A 22,428-nucleotide genomic window follows, 5' to 3' on the forward strand; every position below is an offset into this window, starting at 1 on the left:
ATGCTCTCAAGCTCCGCATGCTCTCATCAATTCAACCGTCTTCCTAATTGGCCTTATTATTCATGGCCTCATATAGAATAGCCAGATTGCGTTCCAGCTCACTGACCAGCTGTTTACCTACCATTTCCGGAAGAAGTCCAGCGCGAACCGCAAAATCCACTTCCTTGGAAAATCCGTACATCTGAGTATCCAGCACTTCCTCATAGAGAGGGCAATAACGGGTTGCCAGATTCTCCATCTGTACTTCAATAAGCTTCTTTATTTTATCTGCATCTTCCTGAAGCAGATTAATAGCCTTGATATTCAATTGTTCCTGCAAATCAGATGAAGTCATGGATTCTTCCCCCCTATGTCTCAATGTCGCACAAGACGTCCTATCCTTAATATTAGACCAAATTGCAGGCTAATACAAGAACCTGACAAAAAAAGCATCCCTACAGTTACAGGTAGGGATGCTTTTGCTTCAAGAATAAAGTTAGCTGGCTACTGAAATATGAAGTCCGTGCTTCTCGAACACCTCGATGATCGCTTTCTTGGCTTCCTCCGCATCTGGTCCATGAACGTGTAGTTCATAGCTATGGCTGCTGACTAGGGTCGTAAACAAGCCCAGTATACTTTTCACATCAATATACTTATTTTCGGAATGAAGGACGATGGAAGAGGTGAACTTGCTCGCCGTCTGTGCAATTTCAACAACCGCCGCGTTATTATTGGACATAGAAATCCCTCGCTTTACTGAATTGTCATGTATCGTTACTCATCCATAATGATACATTGAAATCGCTTTCTCAGCAAGAACGGATATCGTTATTTTAAATTTTCAGGGTTTAATGGCTCCAGCTCAGGCAGTACAAAGATGCCATCTTTACGAATCAAAACATCGTCAAAATAAATTTCACCACCGCCATATTCTGGACGCTGAATCAACACCAAATCCCAGTGGATCGATGAACGATTACCGTTATCCGCTGTTTCATAAGCTTGACCCGGTGTAAAATGTAAGCTGCCGGCGATTTTCTCGTCAAACAAAATATCCTTCATTGGATGTAAGATGTGCGGATTAAACCCGATGGCAAACTCGCCAATATAACGTGCTCCCTCGTCAGAATCGAGAATATCATTCAGCCGCTTCGTATCGTTACTCGTCGCTTCCACGATCTTACCATTTTCAAAACGGAATTTAACATTTTCAAAAGTAATGCCATTATACAGGGTTTGTGCATTGTAGCTGATCGTTCCGTTAACGGAATCACGTACAGGCGCGCTGTATACTTCGCCATCCGGGATATTACATTGACCTGAACACTTGATAGCTCCAATTTGCTTAATAGAGAAATTCAAATCCGTACCCGGTCCACTAATCCGTACCTTGTCCGTCCGATTCATCAGGTCTGCCAATGCATCTTGAGCTTTGTCCATTTTTGCATAATCCAGATTACACACATCGAAATAAAAATCTTCGAACGCTTCTGTGCTGATATTCGCCAATTGAGCCATGCTGTCATTCGGATAACGCAGCACTACCCATTTGGTGTGTTTCACCCGTTGTTCGCTATGTACCGCATGCTGATAAATGGAATTATACAATTTCATTTTATCTTCCGGCACATCTGACAAATCATTTACATTTTCACCTGCACGAATTCCGATATAGCAGTGCATTTGCTTCATCCGGTTAAGGTCAATCTCAGCCCAGGTCTCCAGCATCTCCTTTGTCGCGTGACGAAGCATGGCGCTCTGTACCTTACGGTCTGTAAGTTGTACAAAAACATTTCCACCTTTTTTACCAACTTCATGAATGATGGCGTTAAGTAAGTCGCGCTCTGTACCAATCATTTCGATTAATACATTTTCTCCAGGCTGCACTTCAACAGAGTAACCTACTAAATTTTCCGCCAGCTTAAGTATTCTAGGATCTTTCATGTAGTGTCTCTCCTTCTCTATTTCATTCTTTTTGAACAATGGTTAATTCAAAGTCCATTGTATCACGCCCGCCACGTTACTTGTAGTCCTCAAAAGTAACTCTGGTTATCAAAGCCTCTTGATGCAGATCTTCATTCGCTCCCTGTCGGGTAATCTGGCATTCGGATGAAAGCTTTAAGGGTAAACCTGTTTGGCGATCTATGGTCAAATGATACACCGTATGCACAATTGATTGCTCCAGCTGGTTGTTCATATCCTCACAACTTTGCGCCCATATTTGGCTCAGCTTCTTTCGCAGCTCTCGATTCGTTCCTGTCTGCTGCGTTTTTAATATCACGATTTGAGGGTTTAACGTATTCATTTCTTTTATTAAACGATCTTTCAACCAGCGCTTTGCCGAAGCAGATTCCGGTTCAATCCTCAACACCCAAGTTCCCCGGGCAGCTCCCGTTTCCATACGAATGCTCTTATTCAGTGTATTTAATTCCTCAAGCTCCTGAATCGGATTGAAGCGATTTAACATACCATTTCCAACCACAGGAGGATAACCGGATGTCAGCGAAACCCATTTCCCACTCTGACGAATAAAACGTTCCTGTGTAACATCATGCTCGGACTTACCTTGTTTCAGAGCTGTGTAGCCACCTTGCTTACGGAAAGCCTCTGCAGAACCCCAGTGCATGGTCAATTCATCGTGATTTCTTAGCCTACCGCGATATTCAAACTGCTTATTCGTTGGCAGACCACTGTCTGCTCTAATTGCAGTCCGTCCAGTAAACGTTACCATCTCTTTGCCAGCCATTCCTGCAACTGCTCTCTTAAAAATCTGCTCAGGCGTATATTGTCGATCCAGTGCACAACCACTTAACACACCTATTACAAGCAACACACCACAAACCTGCATCATCCATTGCTTTTTCCAATGCATCCCATCATCCGTCCTATCCTGAACATAACTGTACTCATGAGCAATAATCCTGCTTCAAGCCAGTTATGCTACCTGGTTCACTTCATCGTGTTATCCCTATAGTTCAATCATACACACGATATAGCTACGTTTAGGATTACCTGTCCGCAATGGGTTATACAAGACAAAAAGAGAACATTCCCTAGGAATATTCTCTACACATTGGCTACATGATCAACAACTATTCGATTGCGTCCTTCATTTTTTGCTTCGTACAAGGCCATATCAGCCCTATAAAATAAAGATTCAATACTGATCTGCTCGTCCAGCCAGTTCCATTCAGCAATCCCGCAAGAAACAGTCACCTGAGGCTCAGTTTCATGCTGTACGCGGTAACGTATTTTTTCTGCATATCCGAGCGCTTGCTGTACCCCCAGCTGCGGTAAATAAATGGCAAGCTCCTCGCCGCCCCATCTCGCACATACATCCTCATCGCGAGTCGCCGAACGAACGATATTGCTGACGCTTTTCAAAATTTCGTCACCCGTCTGATGCCCATGCGTATCATTCACCTGTTTGAATTGATCAATATCTACCAAAATAAGAGATCCACAGAAATCCTTTTCCTGATGTTGCTGAATGATTTGGTCCACATAATGACGTACATACAGACCTGTTAACATATCCATATTAGCCAACCGCCGCACCTCAGCGTGCAGCATAGCATTGGTTACCGCCAACCCGATATGAGGGGCTAGCATTTGCAACATTTTGTAATTATCGTAAGAGAAAAAGTGCGGAAGCTTGCTGGACAATAGTATAACCCCTTTAGGAGTACCGCTGGTCTTCATAGGTACAGCCATCAAAGACTGGGAGTGCGTCGCATCCATAAAATGAGAGGATATCTTCCCATCCTTTCTATAGTCCGACACAATCACTGGTTCCCCTGTTAAGCGTATTAGTCCAGCAAATCCATCTTCAAGAGGGTAACTTTCCAGTCTTAAGCTTTCCACATTACTCGACATGACCTTAAAACAGTTTCCATCCTGGTCAAGCTGTACAATACAACAAAAGTCCGCCATGAACATTTTTAATAACTCCTGCACGGCAAATTCAAATATTTCATTTAACTTCAGGCTCTGATTCAAGCGCTGAACCAGTTCATTAATGAGACGCAATTCATGGATAAGTACATTCGATTGCTCAAGCAGCTTTGCATTTTCAAATGCGGTGCCAGCCGTATCCGCCATCATGGCAATCAGCTCTACATCCACTTTTTTCATACTATCCGCGCCCGATGGAAGAATCATATGGAAAACACCGTATACGCCCTGCTTACCACGTAATGGGATGCCGATTTCAGTTATTTCATCTTGTGTACCGACAGGCTCATTCACAGCCATTTGCCCTTTCATAAATGCACGGACGCATACATCTTCGTCCCGTTCATGCAGCAGTAAAGGTTTGACCTGCGGATTGCGACTATGTCGATCCTGACTCATATACAAGGTGATATCTACATGGGGAAACAAATAGGCGATGCTCCCGAATACCTCATCCAGCACGCCTTCTACGTCAATTTTGTCATGCATCCGTTTTACAATCTGAAATAAAATAGAACGGCGTCTACCTTCACGATCGCTTCGATTCCGCATCCCAAGGACATCTTCCATAAATATGTACTCAAACTTCGTGTAAAAGCAGGATTTAAAATGTAAAGCAGCTGATAACAATGTGTCCAGATTTGGGACAGAATGTTGAGCAGGCCGTGTAAAACGAAGAGCGGCAAAGGGCTCGCTCTTGTAATTACGGCATAGTATGGGAACCATATACACAAACGAAAGGCTTCCATCACGAAGTTTGCGCTGGCTCACTTCCATCTCTCTAGATATGCAACAACGTTCGACCAAATCCAAATCCTCGTCATCATCTTCTTTTTTACCAGCAACACGAACACCTATAAAATTAAAAACAGCAGTATATTCTTCGTTAATCCAGGATATACCATTGCCCTGTTGTAACCAACTCCGATATCCTTGAACAAGCAGCTGGTTAATATAGGGGAAATCATAGGGTGTCATATCCATGTTCTGGAGCCAGGCAAAAGAAGTATATCCTTTATCATCAAACAGCGGAGCACCGCTAGCCTGGACCGTTTTACTGTCAAGCATTTGCTGATCCGTTGTTGAAAATTCCGACATATTAAGGCGCTCCTTCACAGCAAAATTAGCTGTACCAAGACAGCGGCTATACACCACTATAGCTCATAATATGATCTATTTTACTCCCAACTCTAGAAATTTGCATCCATTTTCCAGAAATTCGTCCCACTTTTTTAGTTCTAAAGCCCTATCGACAAAATTTGACGTTTTCATTCTTTTTCTCTTCTTGACATTGACCTACTCTTACATGTAGTATATATTATTGAAAAAGACTGTACGGCAGAACTATCTACTGTGCGGATCTTAAATTTTGGGCGTAACAGTTTGTGTCACCCTCATCTTTTTTGTTGCTGACAGGACAGCGGCTGAACTTTTCTGTCAGTAGTGCGTCTCACCTTAATAGGTAGCGCCGAACAAATTGGAGCGCAAAGAGAGCCCCAACTCAAATTTTAATTATGAAGGAGTTAACTCTATAATGGCACGTTACACTGGTCCTAAATTTAAATTGAGCCGTCGTCTCGGTATTTCCCTGAGCGGCACAGGTAAAGAATTGAAACGCCCTTTCCCTCCGGGACAACATGGTGCAAACCAACGGAGAAAAATCAGCAACTACGGTATGCAGCTTCAAGAGAAACAAAAGTTGCGTCACATGTACGGCTTGGGTGAAAAACAATTCCGTACCCTGTTCAACAAAGCTCAACACATGCACGGTATCGCTGGTGAAAACTTTATGTTCTTGCTGGAAAGCCGCCTGGACAACCTTGTATTCCGTCTTGGCTTTGCTAATTCCCGTGCAGGCGCACGTCAATTGGTAGCTCACGGTCACGTTACTGTGAACGGTAAAAAAGTTGACATCGCTTCTTACCAAGTAAGCCCTGGCGACGTGATCGGTCTTCGTGAAAGAAGTCGTTCCCTGTCTTCCATCAAAGAAGCTTTGGAAAACCGCAACCACTTGGTAGCTTACCTGGAGTACAATGACGCAGCTCTGGAAGGTAAATTCATTCGTTTGCCTGAGCGTGGCGAATTGTCCCAAGATATCGATGAAAAACAAATCGTCGAATTCTACAACCGCTAATCCCTGCATTAGCACCAAAAAGCACCCGAATTTATTCGGGTGCTTTTTTTATATTCCTTATGATCGAGCCTGAGAGTTTTATTCAATGGGGATGTATACTTTCATGCTCAAATGATCTGGATAGGAGGAATTCATCACGTCCGTAATTTCAAAATCTGGTCCCTCCCTCCGTTCAAAATTAGAATTAGGAAGCCATGTGCCATAGATAAAGTCTCGTATATTCTGAACCCGTCCATCTGAACCCGAAGCGTCAAACTCAGCATACTTCCCTGCTGGAATCTCCATATATATGAAACCCTCTGCCAGTTCATTTGACTCTTTTTCAACTGCCTCGCCCACCACAAATGAAAATGCACCATTGTCTTCAAATCGACAGGCAACCCCATATGACATTCCCGGTGCGATCTTGTTCGGGATACACATAAAATATTCATTGGCTCCAAAGTGCCCATAAAATCCTGGAATTTCTTTATAGTGCTGCTCATTATTCAGATTTGTTTTATATTCATACCCTATAATTTTGGTCGTTTCGAGCTGCAATATCACTGGCTTGTTCACATCCAAATCCCCCTTCGTATTTTTTTGATAATCCAGAAAATTAATTTTGCTTTGTCCAGGAAGCTCAATATCACTGTTACGATATTTCCCAGGGGTGATCCCAAAATTCTTTTCAAAAGCGCGGGTAAAGGCTTCTTGCGAGTTGTACTGAAACTCAATAGCAATGTCCAACACTTTTTGATTGGATTGTTTTAGCTGTTCAGCCGCCTCGGACAATCTTCTCCTTCTTATATACTGTTGAACCGTAAAACCCGAAATGGCCTGAAAAACCCGCTGGAAATGAAAAGCTGAAAAGCATGCCTGTGAAGCAATATCGGCAATTTTTAGATCCTCCCGGAGATTCAATTCAATAAACTCAATCGCACACTGAATTCGTTTAAAATAGTCCATATAATCCTTCCCCACACTCGTAATTATTCTGATTATCGATCCTACACCCAAATTGTGCAACCCACGTTTTCATTATGTATAACTCTTCACCTACATGTTTGATTATTTGTGCTAAGTTTACCATGACTTTTCACTTGGCAGAAATAAAAAAGCAACGCTGAGATCGAGACAATCTCAGCGCTGCTTTTGAATATATTTTCATTATCCAAGCTTGATTTTAGCAAATTTCCGTTTACCTACCTGCACAATGTCGCCTTCCTTCGGCGTGTATGCTTCGTTCACATCGGTCCATTTCTCTTCGTTAATTTTGACCGAACCCTGCTGAATACTGCGCTTGGCTTCACCGTTAGATGCTGCAAAGCCCAGATGAGTCAGCAACTGGATCACACGAATGCCACCTTCTTCTAACTGATCAGCCGTCAAGGTGAACTCTTCAATATCGTCAGGCAGCGCGCGCTGCTGGAATACGGTCACAAAATGCTGCTTCGCTGCTTCCTCTGCTTCTTCACCATGGTACATGCGCACTAACGTTCCAGCCAGCTTCATTTTGGCATCACGTGGATGCACTGAGCCGTCCTTAACACCTTTCGCCAGCTCTGCCAACTCCTCGTTGTTGATATCCGTTGCAAGCTCAAAATATTTCAGCATCAGCTCATCAGGAACGGACATGGATTTTCCGTATATTTCGTTCGGCTCCTCATCAACACCAATGTAGTTCCCCAAGCTTTTACTCATCTTCTGAACTCCATCCAGCCCTTCAAGCAATGGTAAAGTAATAGTAGCCTGTGGCTCAACTCCGTATTCTTTTTGCAGGGTTCTACCCATCAGAAGATTAAACTTCTGATCCGTTCCCCCTAATTCAATATCGCTTTGGAGAGCCACGGAATCCATGCCCTGCATCAGCGGGTAAAAGAACTCATGGATGCTGATCGGCAATCCGTTTTGGTACCTTTTTGTAAAATCATCCCGTTCCAACATACGGGCAACCGTTACTTTGGCCGACAGGGTTACTACATCAGCAAAAGACATTGGCCCTAACCATTCGGAATTGTAAAATACCTTTGTTTTTTCAGGATCGAGAATTTTAAAAATTTGTTCCTTGTATGTTTGGGCATTGCGCTGTACATCTTCCTCAGTCAGTTGCTTACGAGTCTCCGATTTACCTGTCGGATCACCAATTCTGCCTGTAAAATCTCCGATAATCAGTTGTACTTGATGGCCTAATTCCTGGAACTGGCGCAGTTTGTGCATAACAACCGTATGTCCGATGTGAATGTCGGGAGCAGATGGATCAAGGCCCAGCTTAATTTTGAGCGGCTCGCCGCTAACGACCGATTTGATCACCTTACGCTTCAGCTCATCCTCCGGTACAATTTCCGCTACACCCCGCTGTATCACCTCTAGCTGTCGTTCTACCTCTACCTGTTGCTCCGGCTTCAATTCTTCCCACTTCATCCTGTATACCTCCTATTTTTCATCCAAATATTACATATTAGACAAACCAAAAAGCCCCTTTCATCCCAAGGGACGAGAAGGAGCTACTCGCGTTACCACCCTAATTAAAGAAACGTATGTCAAAGACAGACATTTCTTTCACTTCATTCCTATAACGGGCCTACACCCGGTACTGGATTACTATGGTGCTTCGCAAACCTGCAAAAGCTTTCCATTCATCCAGACAGCTCCAGACGGTAATTCAAAGGAGGGACGCTACCGATTCACACCACCCATCGGCTCTCTGTACAACGTGAATCCGCCTTCTACTGAAGTCTTTCTCTGCTTTTCACGATATTTACTTTGACCTATTTATAACACACTGCTTTTATGTAGTCAACGACACCAAAAGACAGGCTTTTTAGCATATGGGTTCATTTTGTAATTTTATGCTATAATAATGGCTGTTATAAAGGAGGAAGACTTAATGGTTGAAGAAAAAAACAATGTATCAGAGCCAAAGCCTTCCCGCTTGCGGACAACCATGCGAAGGCTCGGCCGTGTCATAAAGTGGGTCGTCATCATCGGTTTTATGGGGGCACTATTTGCAGGAGGGGCGGCCGCCGGCTATGTTGCTTCTATTGTAAAAAGCGAACCCGTGCGTTCCAGATCCATGATCCTACAGGAAATAGATAAGAATGCAATTACAGGCTTCGCTTATTTCAATGATGGCTCTCCCATCGGACAACTCCGGACAGAAGAAGATCGAAGACCTGTCACGTTTAAGGAGATTCCACAACTCGTCATTGACGCAGTCATTGCCATTGAAGATAATCATTTTTACGAGCATAAAGGTGTCGATCTATCGGGAACACTGCGTGCTGTGAAGCAAAAGGCACTGCATGAATCCGTACAAACCGGGGGTAGTACCCTCACCCAGCAGCTTGCGCGTCGTGTCTTTCTAAATCTCGATCGCACGGATGATCGCAAGGTCAAAGAAATTTTGCTGTCTCTGCGCCTTGAGCGCTTCCTAAGCAAGCAACAAATTATTACGGCCTATCTTAATAAAGTACCTTTTGGTAACGGTTCAAGCGGTTACAACGTCTTTGGCATTAAAGCAGCGGCCAAAGGTATCTTTAATGAGAATGATCTGAACGAGCTTAATATAGCCCAGGCTGCCTATCTGGCAGGTTTGCCACAGCTTCCTTCTTCCTATTCTGCTTACAACGGTAAGGGTGAGTTTAATGAAGCTGGCTTTAAAAGAGCCATCAACCGCCAGCACCTGGTGCTCAGTCGAATGCTGGAGGAGAACAAAATCAATAAAGCACAGTATGATGAAGCGATGGCTTTTGATATCAAAAAATCTCTCGCACCACGTACTGTTAAGGCTTATAACACCTATCCATATCTTATGATAGAAACAGAACGACAAGCTGCGCAGGCACTCATGTCTGTCACCAATCCGGGTCAAGCAGCTAATGCCAGTGCAGATGCCAAAACCAAGGACGATAATGATTTGCTCAAAGAAGCTGAACAGCAGCTTCGCACAGGCGGTTATATGGTGTACACCACCATTGATAAGAGCGTATACAAATCTATGCGTCAAATTGCAGAAAATAAGAATAACTTCTCTGCCACTAGTAAAACCAAGGGTGACGAACAAGCAGCGGCTATTCTGATTCAGCATAAAACAGGCGCCATTCTTGGAATGATGGAAGGTCGGGACTTCCAAAAGGAGCAGATGAATTATGCCACCCAGATGGTTCGTCAGCCGGGTTCGGCAATGAAACCGATTGCTGCCTATCTCCCTGCATTGGACAGCGGTCTTGTGCAGCCTGGTAGTATCGTGGATGATGCCCCTATTATTTTGAAAGATGGCAGTAATGGGTATCACATTCCGAAAAATTCTAACAACCGCTATCAAGGATTGGTCACGGCGCGTTATGCACTGAATCAATCGCTCAATACGGTAGCACTCAAGCTGTTTAACGAAAAAGTAGGGATCAGCAAAGCCTGGGCTTTTGCCAAGAAGCTGGGCATCACCACCTTGGAACCCAGTGATAACAACGCCCAAACGGGTGTACTTGGCGGCTTGGCCCATGGGGTGACCGTCGAGGAGCTTACGAATGCATATGGAGCCATTCCAAATGGCGGTGTGTTTAATGACGCCTATATGATCGAAAAGATTGTGGATTCGCAAGGCAATATTATATACAAGCATCAGCCTAATCCTGTGCAGGCCTTCTCACCGCAAACCGCCTACCTGATGACAGATATGTTGCGTACAGCCGTGTCTGAGGGCACAGGCAGACTGGTGAAGCGGAACTTTGATCAATCCGGTAAGATTCCGATTGCCGGCAAGACAGGCACTACGCAATCCTACACTGATGTTTGGTTCGAGGGCTTTACGCCTGACGTCACACTGGGTGTATGGGTTGGTTACAAGCAACCTGTCAATAAGCTTGAAACGAAAGTCCAAAAAGAGCGGGCTCGCCGCTTATGGGCTCTAATCATGAATGAAGTAACAACTAAAGATGCTCAGCTGTTCCAAACGGACAGCTTCAAGAGACCTGACGGCATTGTAAGCCGTACAGCATCCGCGTATGGTTCGGACATTTATAACAGTAAGTATCCACCTAAAAACAGTGAAAATGGTGTGAGTCGTGCGAAATATATTACCTACCAAGGTGTGAATTATATTCCACGCGATGGTACACCGGATGATATGTTATATGAACGGACCGTTAGGAAACGGGAAAAGTCAATCTCAGAATTGATTAAAGAGCTTCAGCAAGCCTTTAAGGTGATGAGACGACATAATTCGTTGTCCTACTATCTGCCTCAGGATGCAGATAAGGAAGCTCCTACTCAGATTGATCCACGCAAGGACGATGGAGCAGCTCCTAACGCTCCATCTAGCGTCAACGTAAGCTATAGTGATGGTAAAGCCATAATCAGCTTTAGCCCAAGCGGAAACAGCGACGTCGTAGGATACCGTCTGTATCGTTCTACAGATGGGGGGAGCTTCCAACGGCTTGGCAAGGTCGTTATGGCTGACAGCTCCAAGGTGTTCTCTGACAGCCCTGGGGGCAGCAGCTCTAGCTACTACGTGACCGCCGTTGATGTGGGCGGCCATGAGTCCGGTCCAAGCACGAAAGCAAGCGCAACACCTGTAGTGCCACCTGCAGATTCTGAGTCTCCAGACGTTCCGGGCGAGGGAGATGGAACAGGTGAGCAGCCTACAGAGGTCCCTACTGCCCCTGGACAGCCTCAAGCTAAAGCCGCAGGCTCATCCGTAGCGCTCCAATGGAGCGCAGGTAAGTCGGCGGACGCTATTACAGGCTATAACGTGTATTACAGCGAAAGCGGTGCGGAGCCTTTTACAAATATAGGCTCTACCGCATCTACCAGCTTTGAATATAAGTCGAAGAAAAAGCCAAAAGGCTGGTTTCGTGTCACTTCCATGAATGCCATGGGGGAATCGGCTCCTTCTGGAGCCGTCCGTCCATAACTGAAGACAAGAGTAGAAAGTGATAGGAGTCCCCTTAGCCATTAAGGCTTTGGAGACTCCTTTTTTTAATTCTAATATACACTGTACTTCAATCCTCTATGGTAGATAAGTCACCTGTAGGAAGGTTAAGCTCCCAGGCTTTCAACACGCGTCTCATAATTTTACCAGAGCGGGTTTTGGGTAACCTTTCCTTAAATTCAATTTCGCGTGGAGCAGCATGGGCAGACAGCCCTTCCTTAACGAAGCGATAGATGTCCTGCTGTAAAGCTTCAGACGGTGCATAGCCTTCACGCAGTGCAACAAAAGCTTTGATAATCTCTCCCCGCACGGTATCTGGTTTTCCAATGACTCCGGCTTCCGCTACAGCAGGATGCTCCAGAAGCTTGCTTTCCACCTCAAAAGGGCCGATTCGCTCTCCAGAGGAGTTAATGACATCATCAATCCTACCCTGAAACCAGAAATATCCATCCTCATCCATGTAAGCCGAATCACCCGATACATACCAACCGGGAAAGCGGAAATATTCCTGAAACTTGTTCGGATTGTTCCATATACGATTCATCATGGATGGCCATGGTGTACGGATCGCCAAGTGACCCATCCGGTTAGGAGGCAACACCTGCCCTCTGTCGTCCAAAATAGCAGCTTGAATACCTGGGAGTGGCTTTCCCATCGAACCCGGCTTAATCGGCAGCTCAGGGTAATTACAGATCAACTGTGCGCCTGTTTCCGTCATCCACCAAGTATCATGAATGCGCTGTGTATATACTTGCCATCCCCATCGCACCACTTCGGGATTCAGCGGTTCCCCAACGGATAATACATGCCGCAGACTGCTGAGATCATATTTGGAAACAACCTGCTCCCCTGCGCTCATCAGCATCCGAAACGCTGTAGGAGCACTATACCATATGGTCACTTCGTGACGCTCAATCGTACGGTACCAGTCTTCCGGGCTGAAACGCCCCCCACGAATGACATTCGTCGCTCCATTTAGCCATGGAGCAAAAATACCGTATGACGTTCCCGTGACCCAGCCAGGATCAGCAGTACACCAATACACATCATCTTCCCGCAAATCCAGCACCATTTTGCCAGTATAGTAATGCTGAATCATTGCATTTTGCACATGATACACGCCTTTGGGCTTGCCTGTTGAGCCTGATGTATAGTGAATAATTAATCCATCTTCACGATCCAACCATTCAGGCTCAAGTTCCTCTGAGGACGTAAGCATTTCTGTCTCAAAATCGATAATTCCCTGCTCGCGTTCATCCATATCACCAACCACAAAAATATGCCGTAGCTCAGGAAGCTCCTCACGTTTTACCCGTGACAGAAGCGCAGGTGTGGTCACTAATGCAACTGCCCCACTATCCTCCAATCGATCCTTAACCGCAGTTTCCATAAACGCCTCAAACAATGGACCGACAACAGCCCCTACCTTTAGAACACCAAGTAAACTAATAACCAGCTCAGGTGAACGTGGCATGAAAATAAACACCCGCTCCCCTTTACCAATACCGTATTTGCGCAGCACATTTCCGAACCTGTTAGAGCTAGCACGAAGCTGAGAGAAGGTGTAGGTTTCATGACGGTTTGCGTCACAATACAATAGTGCCGCTTTCTCACCCCGTCCTTCCTGTACATGTCGATCAATGGCTTCATGTGCCATATTTACCTTGCCTGTTTCATACCACGTAAAATGACGCTCTGCATCCTCCCACTGAAAGTTGTTGTAAGCTTGTTCATACGGGCCCATGTTGGATGTGGGAACTACAGTCTGGAGTTCTTCAATCTTCATGCGTTCAGCCTCCTCACAATGGATTAATGAGAAACACGCAGGACAAGATAACGCTTACAAAAATCAATAAAGCAGATAGATTCCTTTGGTTTACTGGTTGATTTAAATTGTGAACATTTTATGTCTAAAACAGTATATCATAGGTCACGATGTGACGACCATCCTTTTCATTTAATTGTTTTTTTGCTATAAGTATGGGATATGAGGAACGAGCTCATGGCGAACAAGGAGGGCGTACGTATGCAGCATTTAAAACTGTACCACTCGGATACGCTGGATCATAACGGACAAACAATCTATGTAGAAGGCCCCGTATCCGCGGATCAACTACGTTCATTTCAAATGCACAAGCAATTAGATGCCTTTCGCAAACCAAGGGAGCAATTCGACGCGTTGGTGGATATTTCGGAACTGCCAGAAGGCAGAATTATCATTGCCCACAACGGGGAAACCCTTTTGGGATATGTTACTTTTCATTACCCAGATGAGATGGAGCGCTGGTCGGAAGCTGGCATGAAGGATTTATTGGAACTCGGAGCTGTTGAGGTAGCCGATGACTATCGTGGTCTAGGCCTGGGTAGCCGAATGATTCGGATTGCCTTTGAGGATGGACAGCTTGAATCCTATATTATTTTTACGACCGAATACTATTGGCATTGGGATTTAAAAGGCAGCGGTCTCTCCGTATGGGAATACCGCCGCATGATGGAGCGTCTAATGAAAACTGTAGATATGGTCTGGTACGCCACGGATGATCCTGAAATATGCTCACATCCTGCTAACTGTCTGATGGTACGAATGGGAAAGGATGTGCCCCTCGCATCACAAGAGCAGTTTGACCATATCCGATTTGTCCGAAGATTCATGTATTAAAAAAATTATACCATTAGCCCAAATGCTTGAGCATGAACTCCACAATACGATGCGAACGATGTGAAGCTTCTACCGTAAATTCAGCATAATTAACGTGGGCCGATCCATCAGCCTTATCTGACATAGATCGTAGTACAACATAAGGCACAGCGTTCATATGAGCTGTCTGAGCCACAGCCGCACCCTCCATTTCGGTACAAGCGCCGTCCATTTCCTGATGCAATGCAGTCACTAACTCACGATTTGCAACAAATTGATCGCCAGAAAGTACCTTGCCGACAATATACCGATCGCCAAACGATTTGCAGGCTTGCTCAGCTAGACTTACAAGCTCGGGATCAGCCACAAACTCTGAGGTGTCCTGATAAGGAATGACCCCTCTGGCATAACCCAAAGGCGTTACATCCATATCATGCTGCATACATGTTGATGAGATGACAATATCCCCAATGTTTAAATCAGGATGAACCGCCCCTGCCACTCCCGTGAATATAATCTGTTCTACACCAAAATGATCAATCAGGATTTGTGTTGTTACCGCAGCATTAACCTTGCCTACACCGGATTTACAGACGACGACTCTTTGCCCGTGAATGATTCCTGTAGTGTAAGTGATTCCAGCCTTGACCGTCTTACTCGCTTCCGTCATCGCTGCCAGCAGCAATTCAATCTCTTCATCCATAGCACCCATTAATCCATAAAGTCGGCTCATTACGCATCCCTCTATTCTTAGTTTGATGATGATGTCCAGAAGAAGCTTTATATCCACGAAAAAAGCTCCATCAAAGGAGCTTTCATCGAAGGTATATCCTATTCAGCACTGCGTCTAGTCTAAATAATTAACTGACAACCGCAAAATAGTTTCATGCGGCAAAATAACGCGAGGGTTCTCCACGTTTTCCTTTTTCATCAGCTTGGTCAGCAAACGCATCGCTACCGCACCCAAATCGTACATCGGTTGCGCGACGGTTGTCAGCTGAGGACGAACCATAGAGGCCATACGAATATTATCAACACTGATTACCGAAAAATCATCAGGAACTTTCAATCCCTCATCCTGAATACTATGGATCGCACCAATTGCCATTTCATCCGTTGCAGCAAAAATCGCACTTGGCTTCTTCTTCAGGCCGAGAAAATATTTCATGGCTTCAACACCAGATTCATAACGGTAGTTCCCGATTCGCACCAGATCCTCCTGATAATCAATTCCGGCTGCTTCCAATGCTCTCTTGTAACCTTGGAAACGTGCATAGCCGTTTGCAGGGTCTTGAAGCGTACCACTGATCATTGCGATTTGACGGTGTCCATGGCGGATCAACGTGTTTACTGCATCAAAAGCAGCCGCTTCATGGTCAATATCGACCGAAGGATAGCTTCCTTTTTCATCACTCGTTGCACATAGAACGATAGGGACCGCAGCTGTATGGAACGCCTGAATATGCTCGTCCGTTACTGTACCACCCATGAACAGAAGACCATCCACTTGCTTTTCAAGCAATGTGTTGATGACACGAATCTCTTTTTCTTTTCGCTTGTCGGCATTACACAAAATAATATTATAGTGATACATATTCGCTATATCCTCAATACCGCGTGCAATTTCTGCAAAAATTGAGTTCGATATATCCGGTATAACCACGCCGACGGTCGTTGTCTTCTTGCTGGCCAGACCTCTAGCGACCGCATTTGGGCGATATCCCAATTGTTCAATCGCTTCGTACACTTTCTTGCGGGTCTGAGGTTTCACATTAGGATTATTGTTAACTACGCGGGACACTGTGGCCATTGAGACACCAGCTTCGCGAGCTACATCATAGATCGTTACCGTCACATTCCTTCTCTCCATTGCCAATAAATTTTCAACCGAATCCTAGATCAACTAATTAGAACCATGATACGACAAAATACTACTTTATGCAACGACAGCACACATTCTATCTATGTGAGATGATCGTGGAGTGCACGGGCTGTAATATTCGAATGGGATGTATGCCAAACAGCTTCTCCGCCCTTGATTAAAATGGCCTGCGGGGATTCATGCTTCACCTGAAGCCTGTCCGCGGTTTCATTGGACACCGGCCGATCTTCTACTACATAAATGATACCGTATTCAATATTTTCGTTGGGAGCGTCATGCAAATAGGACTCCACTTCCTGATATGCGCCTGCACTTATCGGACAACGTGTGCTATGTTTAAAGAGAAGCAACGGCTTGTCTGATGACGCTTCCAGAGCCGTATCTAATTGTTGAACAGTAGTCATTTTTGTCATCGTCGCCATTGGATATACATTCCTTTCTGTGTCTTGTCGTATGGCCTATTCCCATCGTAACAAAAAGAACATGTAAAATCCAATGGTGACCATGAAAATTTTCATATTTTTTAGTTTTTTGTATTTGTAAATACCGATTCACTGGTAAAACCGGATAATTGGACCAATTTTTTCTCTACATCATTCATCCAATCTTCGTCTCCCAGACTTCTCGCATAGCGATAAAGATCCAGTAAGAGATTAATTCGAAGCTCCATCCGCTCCTCCAAAGCAGATTGCCAATCTACATTGGGATTGTCCGCTTCCTCCAGTACAAGCTTGCGAATGATTTCTGCCAGTTCATTGTTGCGAGCAAAAGAAATTCTCCGCGCCGTAGGTTTGCTCCCTAGACTTTGTAATAGTGCCTTAATGTCCTTCGTCACATGCTGCAAAACCTCACTGGAAAAGCATGACGAGCATGAGAATACAGGGACGTGCAAAATTTCAACCTTGTCCGCATAGATTACCTTTCGCAGTTCCAGTCCCATCGGTTTGCCACATTGACATTGCTTTTGCATTTAACCACCTCATTACGTAGGATCAAACTATACGAGGATCTCATCAGAATCCAAATATATCTATCTACTAGTCTAATAAATATTTGTTAACTCCATTAAATCTATCATACCTTGTTTTATTTCGACTTTGGGACTTCAAATCCTTCCACACGTTGCAGCTATGAACAAATTACCAAAGCTTTGGCGGGTCAGAAAATGACGACAATTGCCGTCAAAGAGCAGACTACTAACATAAGAATCTGCGAAGGAATGGACTTCGGGCGTTCTTTTTCTTAAGATGTAAAAGTACAGATTACAAAACAGAGGTGTCATCATGTGACGCACGAAAGGATGGTTGGATGTCAAGACTTGCCGGAAAAAAGGTTATCGCCCTAGTGGATGAGGAATTCGAGGATCTGGAGCTGTGGTATCCGATTTACCGTGTTCGTGAAGAAGGCGCAGAAGTGCATTTAGCCGGTGCGGAAAAGGGTAAAAAATATATTGGAAAATATGGCGTACCTGCCGAAGCGGAATATGCCTTTGAGGAACTGAATAGCAGTGATTATGACGGGATTCTTGTCCCTGGCGGTTGGGCACCTGATAAACTGCGCCGCTATCCCAAGGTCATTCAACTCGTACAGGAGTTTCATGCTGCTCATAAGCCAATTGGACAAATCTGCCATGCAGGCTGGGTACTGATCTCTGCTAAAATTTTGGATGGTGTTACGGTAACCTCCACACCAGGTATTCGTGATGATATGGAAAATGCAGGAGCTACCTGGAAGGATGAAGCTGTTGTGACGGACGGACATATTGTTTCTGCTCGTCGGCCGCCTGATCTTCCACCTTACGGAAAAGCGTTCTGCGATTTGTTAGCAGATAACACCTAAACCGTAATCACAACAGACTGTCAACAAGATGAAAAAAGAACCTTCAAAACCATGAATGAGGTGGTTTTGAAGGTTCTTTTTCGTCCAAATCATGCTACGCCATTAAGGTTTGTCACGACAAGTCTAACAGTATGGAGTTTTTGGCTCCCCCCAAAAGTGTATGCTAATTGCGAAGCTTTGCGGACATTACATATTACTGCCGTCCAGGCCCGGCCGGAGTGCAGCTGACATTAGCTGCAGTCAGCTTGTCTTCAATCGCTGCACCAGTGGACATGCCAAAGCAAACCTGAGCGACCGTCGTTGCCTCAGATGCAGTCGTATTCAGCACACGATGCTTGACCCGCAATAAAGATTGGGGAGACATGCTGAGTTGATGTATCCCCAGTTCCAGCCAAAGCGGAACGGACCGTTCATCTCCAGCCATCTCACCACATACACTCACATCAATTCCTGCTTGATGTGCCGCTTGTGCAGTCATGCGCAGCATTCGAAGTACAGCTGGATGGTATGGATGGTACATATGTGCAATCTGCTCATTCATACGGTCTACAGCCAGCACATATTGAACCAGATCATTCGTTCCGATACTAAAAAAATTGGTTTCAGCTGCCAATAAATCAGCGATCATCGCTGCAGCCGGTACCTCAATCATAATTCCTCGCTGAATGTTCGGATTATAGGCAAGCCCTCTTGCATCCAAATCCGCCATAGCCTCCTTCAAAAGAGCATCTGCCTGGCGGACCTCCTCTACAGATGAGATCATCGGATACATTACCTTGATATTTCCCATTGCACTGGCTCGCAAAATTGCAGTCAACTGGGTTTTAAACAATTCTTTCCAATCCAGACTGATCCGTATAGCACGGTAACCCAGAAAAGGATTTTCTTCCTCTGGTAGTTGAAGATAGTCCAACGGCTTATCTCCACCGATATCCAAGGTACGGATGACCACAGAGTGGTTTCCTGCCTTTTCTGCTATCAGCCGATATACTTCATACTGTTCCTCTTCATCTGGAGCAGATTTGCGATCCATGTATAAAAATTCCGTGCGGAACAGTCCTACACCTTGAGCGCCATGCTTCAAAGCTGCCTCCAGCTCTTTAATCGAACTAATATTGGCCGCCAGCCTCAGGGTGGTTCCATCCTTAGTCACGGCATCTACAGAAGCAAGTACCTGAAGCTGCTCTTTTCTACGTCGCTGCTCGTCGCGCAAAATTTTATAATGATCAGTTACCGTTTTTTCCGGATTCACATAAACTTTGCCCAGGTCTCCGTCCACAACCATTATGTCTCCCGTTTGAACGGGCAAATTCAGTTTGCTCTCCAGTCCTGAAACGAGTGGAATCCCAAGTGCACGGGCCATGATCGCAGAATGCGAAGTTTTACCACCATTCATAGTTACAATCCCTAAAACATAGCTAGGATTCAAGTGTGCCGACTGGGAGGGTGAGAGCTCCTTGGCTACCAGAATATAGGGCTGTGTGTCCTTGGGAAGAGTCACCTCCGGTGCACCCAGCAAATGCTTGAGCAGCCGGTTCCCCACATCTTTGATATCGATTGCCCGCTCCTTCATATATTCATCGTCCAGTAAATCAAACATTGTCACAAAATGATCAATGGCTTCCTTCACGGCCACCTCGGCCGCCTTGTACTGACGCTCAATAATTCCACGAATTTCATTCATGAATTCCGGATCTTCCAATATCGCAAGATGAGCATCAAAGATGCTGGATTCTTCTGGCCCCACCATCTCTCGAAACTCATCCTTAATAAACTGGATTTCACTTTTGGATGTGCGTATCCCTTCATACAAACGTTCAAATTCCTTTGCAAGATCTACCGCATCCATTTTTTGATCAGGTAAATCCCACTCCCAGCTCGGCAGGACAAATGCCTTCCCGATTGCCACACCTGCTGCGGCGCCGATGCCTTCTATCATGTTTCTACCCCTCCAACATTCCTGTCATGCAGCACAACGGACATTACCGAGGCCTGACCTTTTTTCACTGTTTTAAACGGAGCAAAGCTCCACGACTTGACGCGATCCGGATTCGTGATGACCATAGGAGTCACCAGCGATGGAGCTTGCTCTCGTAGCGCCTGCAAATCAAATTTGATCAGCAATTGCCCCGGTTCCACCGTATCGCCTGCTTCTACCATAGCAGTAAAATTCCCTTTTAGCTGTGAAGTATCAATCCCGATGTGAAGTAGAACTTCAAGTCCTTCTCGTGTGGAGATGCCTAAAGCGTGCATGGTCGGATACAAATGCATCACAGTACCATACACCGGAGAAACAAGTTCACCGCGTTCAGGAACAAAAGCAACACCGTCCCCAACCAGCTTCGTCGCAAAAATTTTGTCAGGCACTTCATGAATCGGTAGCATTTTTCCATGTACAGGAGCGTTGAACAAAATTTGAGGGAGATCACGCTCCATCAGCTTCGCGATTTCCTCACGAATCAGTTCTGAATACGTTCCGAATACAACCTGCAAATTACCCCCACCCAGATTGATAAGCCCAGCCGATCCCAAAGCCTTCATCGCTCCGGTATCAATCAGCCTGTCATTGTGGACGGTCAGCCGCAAACGTGTGATGCAGGCCTCTACTTGCACAATATTTTCCTTCCCGCCAAGTGCTTCCAAAATAAGCGGAGCACTATAAGGAATATTGCCGGCCCAATCCTCCAGAACCGAACCTTCCTCGCGTCCAGGAGTTGGAATACGGAACCGCCGGATAGCCCATCGAAACAGTACATAATACACAAGCCCGTACGCGACTCCCACTGGAATTAACAACCAGGCGTTATGTGAGAGATGAAAATTAAGGACATAATCTATAAAACCCGCCGAATAGGAAAATCCGTGATGAATATCCAGCTCAAAGGTAAGCCACATGGCCAGCCCAGACATAACTGCATGCACGAGGAACAAATAAGGAGCAGCAAACAAAAAGGCAAACTCAATCTGTTCCGACACTCCAGTAAAAAAGCAAACAAGCGCAGCTGTCAAAAATGTTTTTTGCACCTTTGGCTTCAAATCTTCACGCGCTTCCTGAATGATCGCCAGCGCAATGGCAGGGATCGCAAACATCATAATGGGGAACAACCCGGACATGAAATAGCCCGCTGTCGGATCGCCAGCAAAAAACCGGGGTAAATCTCCCTGCACAACGTTACCAGACGGTGTTTTATATGTACCCAGTTGAAACCAAAAAATATTATTAAGCAGGTGGTGAAGACCAAAGGCCGCCAGTAGTCGGTAGAGAATACCGTAGATAAACAGTCCAAAGCCGCCCAAGCTCGATTCCAAACCTACTATAAATTGCAGCCCTCTCTGTATGAGTGGGGCAATAATTAGCATGAGTCCTGCAAACACAGCCGAGAAGAGGCCAATAAGCAGCAGAACAAATCGGGTACCTCCAAAAAATTGAAGCACCTCGGGCAATTTGATGCTTTTGAAGCGATTATAGGCCACCCCTGAAATGACCCCCAAAATGATACCAATGAGCGTCGCCGGTTGAATGAGTCCGTTTCCAAATCTCAATGTGACCTGATCGTATATAGCCATACCAGCCAATGCTGCCAGTCCCGCCTGACCTGCCTGATTCGACATACCCAGGGCAACACCAACCGCAAACAAATATGGCAAAAAATAAAAAATCCCGTGTCCTGCCGCATTTGCCATATCAGACACCATGGGGAATCCCCATGTCGACCAAGGAAGGCTGCCGAGACTTAGCAATATTGCAGCGGCTGGTAGCACCATCGTCGGGAGCATGACAGCACGACCGAGCTGTTGTAAGGATCCGAGCCAATTCATGGCATTCCTCTCCTTTCTATCCCTGATGGTAAGCCGAATAAATACTTTTGTCAAAGCAATGATTCCATCTGCCAAAATATTTATTTACGCTACTACAGGTCCAAAGCTTTATCATCACAAGATAACACTATGAATCCGTTTAGATCCATTTCATCAACAAGGCATACATACATTATATGAATTCCTGAGAGGATAATATACTGTACCATATTCCTCATTTCGCACCAAAAACCTTCAACCCTGTGAAGCAAGGGAAGAAGGTTTTTATTCAT

The 22,428-nt window shown here is 45.2% G+C and carries 18 protein-coding genes and 1 other annotated feature; of the genes, 4 read left to right on the forward strand and 14 right to left on the reverse strand.

All coding sequences use genetic code 11. The annotated features are described in order from the left end of the window. Positions 1-43 precede the first annotated feature (43 nt). From NSQ57_RS15465 to NSQ57_RS15485, 5 genes are all read right to left on the reverse strand, one after another. Positions 44-334 (reverse strand): YlaN family protein, encoded by a 291-nt coding sequence (locus tag NSQ57_RS15465; protein WP_007431028.1) that lies wholly within the window; start codon positions 332-334, stop codon positions 44-46. A 141-nt stretch (positions 335-475) separates the two neighbouring features. Continuing rightward, positions 476-718 (reverse strand): HPr family phosphocarrier protein, encoded by a 243-nt coding sequence (locus tag NSQ57_RS15470; RefSeq protein ID WP_013310915.1) that lies wholly within the window; start codon positions 716-718, stop codon positions 476-478. 89 nt (positions 719-807) lie between these two features. Beyond that, a complete protein-coding gene (locus NSQ57_RS15475; protein WP_340885832.1) occupies positions 808-1,923 on the reverse strand; it encodes an aminopeptidase in 1,116 nt (371 codons plus the stop codon). A 76-nt stretch (positions 1,924-1,999) separates the two neighbouring features. Continuing rightward, positions 2,000-2,851, reverse strand: a complete 852-nt coding sequence (locus NSQ57_RS15480; protein WP_342425000.1) for a hypothetical protein — start codon at positions 2,849-2,851, stop codon at positions 2,000-2,002. A gap of 194 nt (positions 2,852-3,045) precedes the next feature. Beyond that, entirely contained in the window at positions 3,046-5,031 is a 1,986-nt protein-coding gene (locus tag NSQ57_RS15485; RefSeq protein WP_029517646.1) for a sensor domain-containing diguanylate cyclase, read from the reverse strand. A gap of 436 nt (positions 5,032-5,467) precedes the next feature. Between NSQ57_RS15485 and rpsD the strand changes: the two genes are divergently transcribed. Next, positions 5,468-6,067: a 30S ribosomal protein S4 gene (rpsD, locus tag NSQ57_RS15490; protein ID WP_013310919.1), complete on the forward strand. Its 600-nt coding sequence runs from the start codon at positions 5,468-5,470 to the stop codon at positions 6,065-6,067. 78 nt (positions 6,068-6,145) lie between these two features. Here the strand turns inward: rpsD and NSQ57_RS15495 are convergent, their stop codons facing one another. Both NSQ57_RS15495 and tyrS read right to left on the reverse strand, forming a co-directional pair. Next, positions 6,146-7,015 (reverse strand): AraC family transcriptional regulator, encoded by an 870-nt coding sequence (locus NSQ57_RS15495; RefSeq protein WP_029517647.1) that lies wholly within the window; start codon positions 7,013-7,015, stop codon positions 6,146-6,148. A 201-nt stretch (positions 7,016-7,216) separates the two neighbouring features. Continuing rightward, on the reverse strand, positions 7,217-8,470 hold the full coding sequence (tyrS, locus tag NSQ57_RS15500) for a tyrosine--tRNA ligase (RefSeq protein ID WP_013310921.1): 1,254 nt from the start codon (positions 8,468-8,470) through the stop codon (positions 7,217-7,219). 65 nt (positions 8,471-8,535) lie between these two features. After that, positions 8,536-8,801, reverse strand: a binding site (T-box leader). 135 nt (positions 8,802-8,936) lie between these two features. On the opposite strand from tyrS, the gene NSQ57_RS15505 reads away from it, so the two are divergent. After that, positions 8,937-11,960 (forward strand): transglycosylase domain-containing protein, encoded by a 3,024-nt coding sequence (locus tag NSQ57_RS15505; protein ID WP_342425001.1) that lies wholly within the window; start codon positions 8,937-8,939, stop codon positions 11,958-11,960. Positions 11,961-12,048: 88 nt separating this feature from the next. On the opposite strand, the gene acsA is transcribed toward NSQ57_RS15505, so the two are convergent. Continuing rightward, complete coding sequence (gene acsA, locus NSQ57_RS15510) at positions 12,049-13,764, reverse strand: acetate--CoA ligase (protein WP_340885840.1); 1,716 nt, start codon at positions 13,762-13,764, stop codon at positions 12,049-12,051. 240 nt (positions 13,765-14,004) lie between these two features. Between acsA and NSQ57_RS15515 the strand changes: the two genes are divergently transcribed. Then, complete coding sequence (locus NSQ57_RS15515) at positions 14,005-14,637, forward strand: GNAT family N-acetyltransferase (RefSeq protein WP_069010578.1); 633 nt, start codon at positions 14,005-14,007, stop codon at positions 14,635-14,637. A 13-nt stretch (positions 14,638-14,650) separates the two neighbouring features. Here NSQ57_RS15515 and NSQ57_RS15520 read toward each other — a convergent pair whose 3' ends face one another. From NSQ57_RS15520 to NSQ57_RS15535, 4 genes are all read right to left on the reverse strand, one after another. After that, a complete protein-coding gene (locus NSQ57_RS15520) occupies positions 14,651-15,349 on the reverse strand; it encodes a 5'-methylthioadenosine/adenosylhomocysteine nucleosidase (protein ID WP_025724019.1) in 699 nt (232 codons plus the stop codon). 114 nt (positions 15,350-15,463) lie between these two features. Then, positions 15,464-16,471 (reverse strand): catabolite control protein A, encoded by a 1,008-nt coding sequence (ccpA, locus tag NSQ57_RS15525; protein WP_029517652.1) that lies wholly within the window; start codon positions 16,469-16,471, stop codon positions 15,464-15,466. Between the two features lie 107 nt (positions 16,472-16,578). Beyond that, on the reverse strand, positions 16,579-16,920 hold the full coding sequence (gene ytxJ, locus NSQ57_RS15530) for a bacillithiol system redox-active protein YtxJ (protein WP_069010576.1): 342 nt from the start codon (positions 16,918-16,920) through the stop codon (positions 16,579-16,581). Between the two features lie 101 nt (positions 16,921-17,021). Continuing rightward, on the reverse strand, positions 17,022-17,468 hold the full coding sequence (locus NSQ57_RS15535) for a hypothetical protein (RefSeq protein ID WP_039270826.1): 447 nt from the start codon (positions 17,466-17,468) through the stop codon (positions 17,022-17,024). 338 nt (positions 17,469-17,806) lie between these two features. On the opposite strand from NSQ57_RS15535, the gene NSQ57_RS15540 reads away from it, so the two are divergent. Beyond that, the gene (locus NSQ57_RS15540) at positions 17,807-18,337 is read left to right on the forward strand and encodes a type 1 glutamine amidotransferase domain-containing protein (protein WP_029517654.1); all 531 of its coding nucleotides are present in this window, start codon (positions 17,807-17,809) and stop codon (positions 18,335-18,337) included. Between the two features lie 193 nt (positions 18,338-18,530). Here the strand turns inward: NSQ57_RS15540 and ptsP are convergent, their stop codons facing one another. Further along, positions 18,531-20,276, reverse strand: coding sequence for a phosphoenolpyruvate--protein phosphotransferase (gene ptsP, locus NSQ57_RS15545; RefSeq protein WP_342425002.1), 1,746 nt, complete (start codon positions 20,274-20,276; stop codon positions 18,531-18,533). Next, positions 20,273-22,156, reverse strand: coding sequence for a glucose PTS transporter subunit IIA (locus NSQ57_RS15550; protein WP_023989337.1), 1,884 nt, complete (start codon positions 22,154-22,156; stop codon positions 20,273-20,275). The genes ptsP and NSQ57_RS15550 overlap by 4 nt, the downstream gene beginning before the upstream one ends. Positions 22,157-22,428 lie beyond the last annotated feature (272 nt).

The sequence above is a fragment of the Paenibacillus sp. FSL L8-0502 genome (genome assembly GCF_038593055.1).
GTDB lineage: Bacteria > Bacillota > Bacilli > Paenibacillales > Paenibacillaceae > Paenibacillus > Paenibacillus polymyxa_D.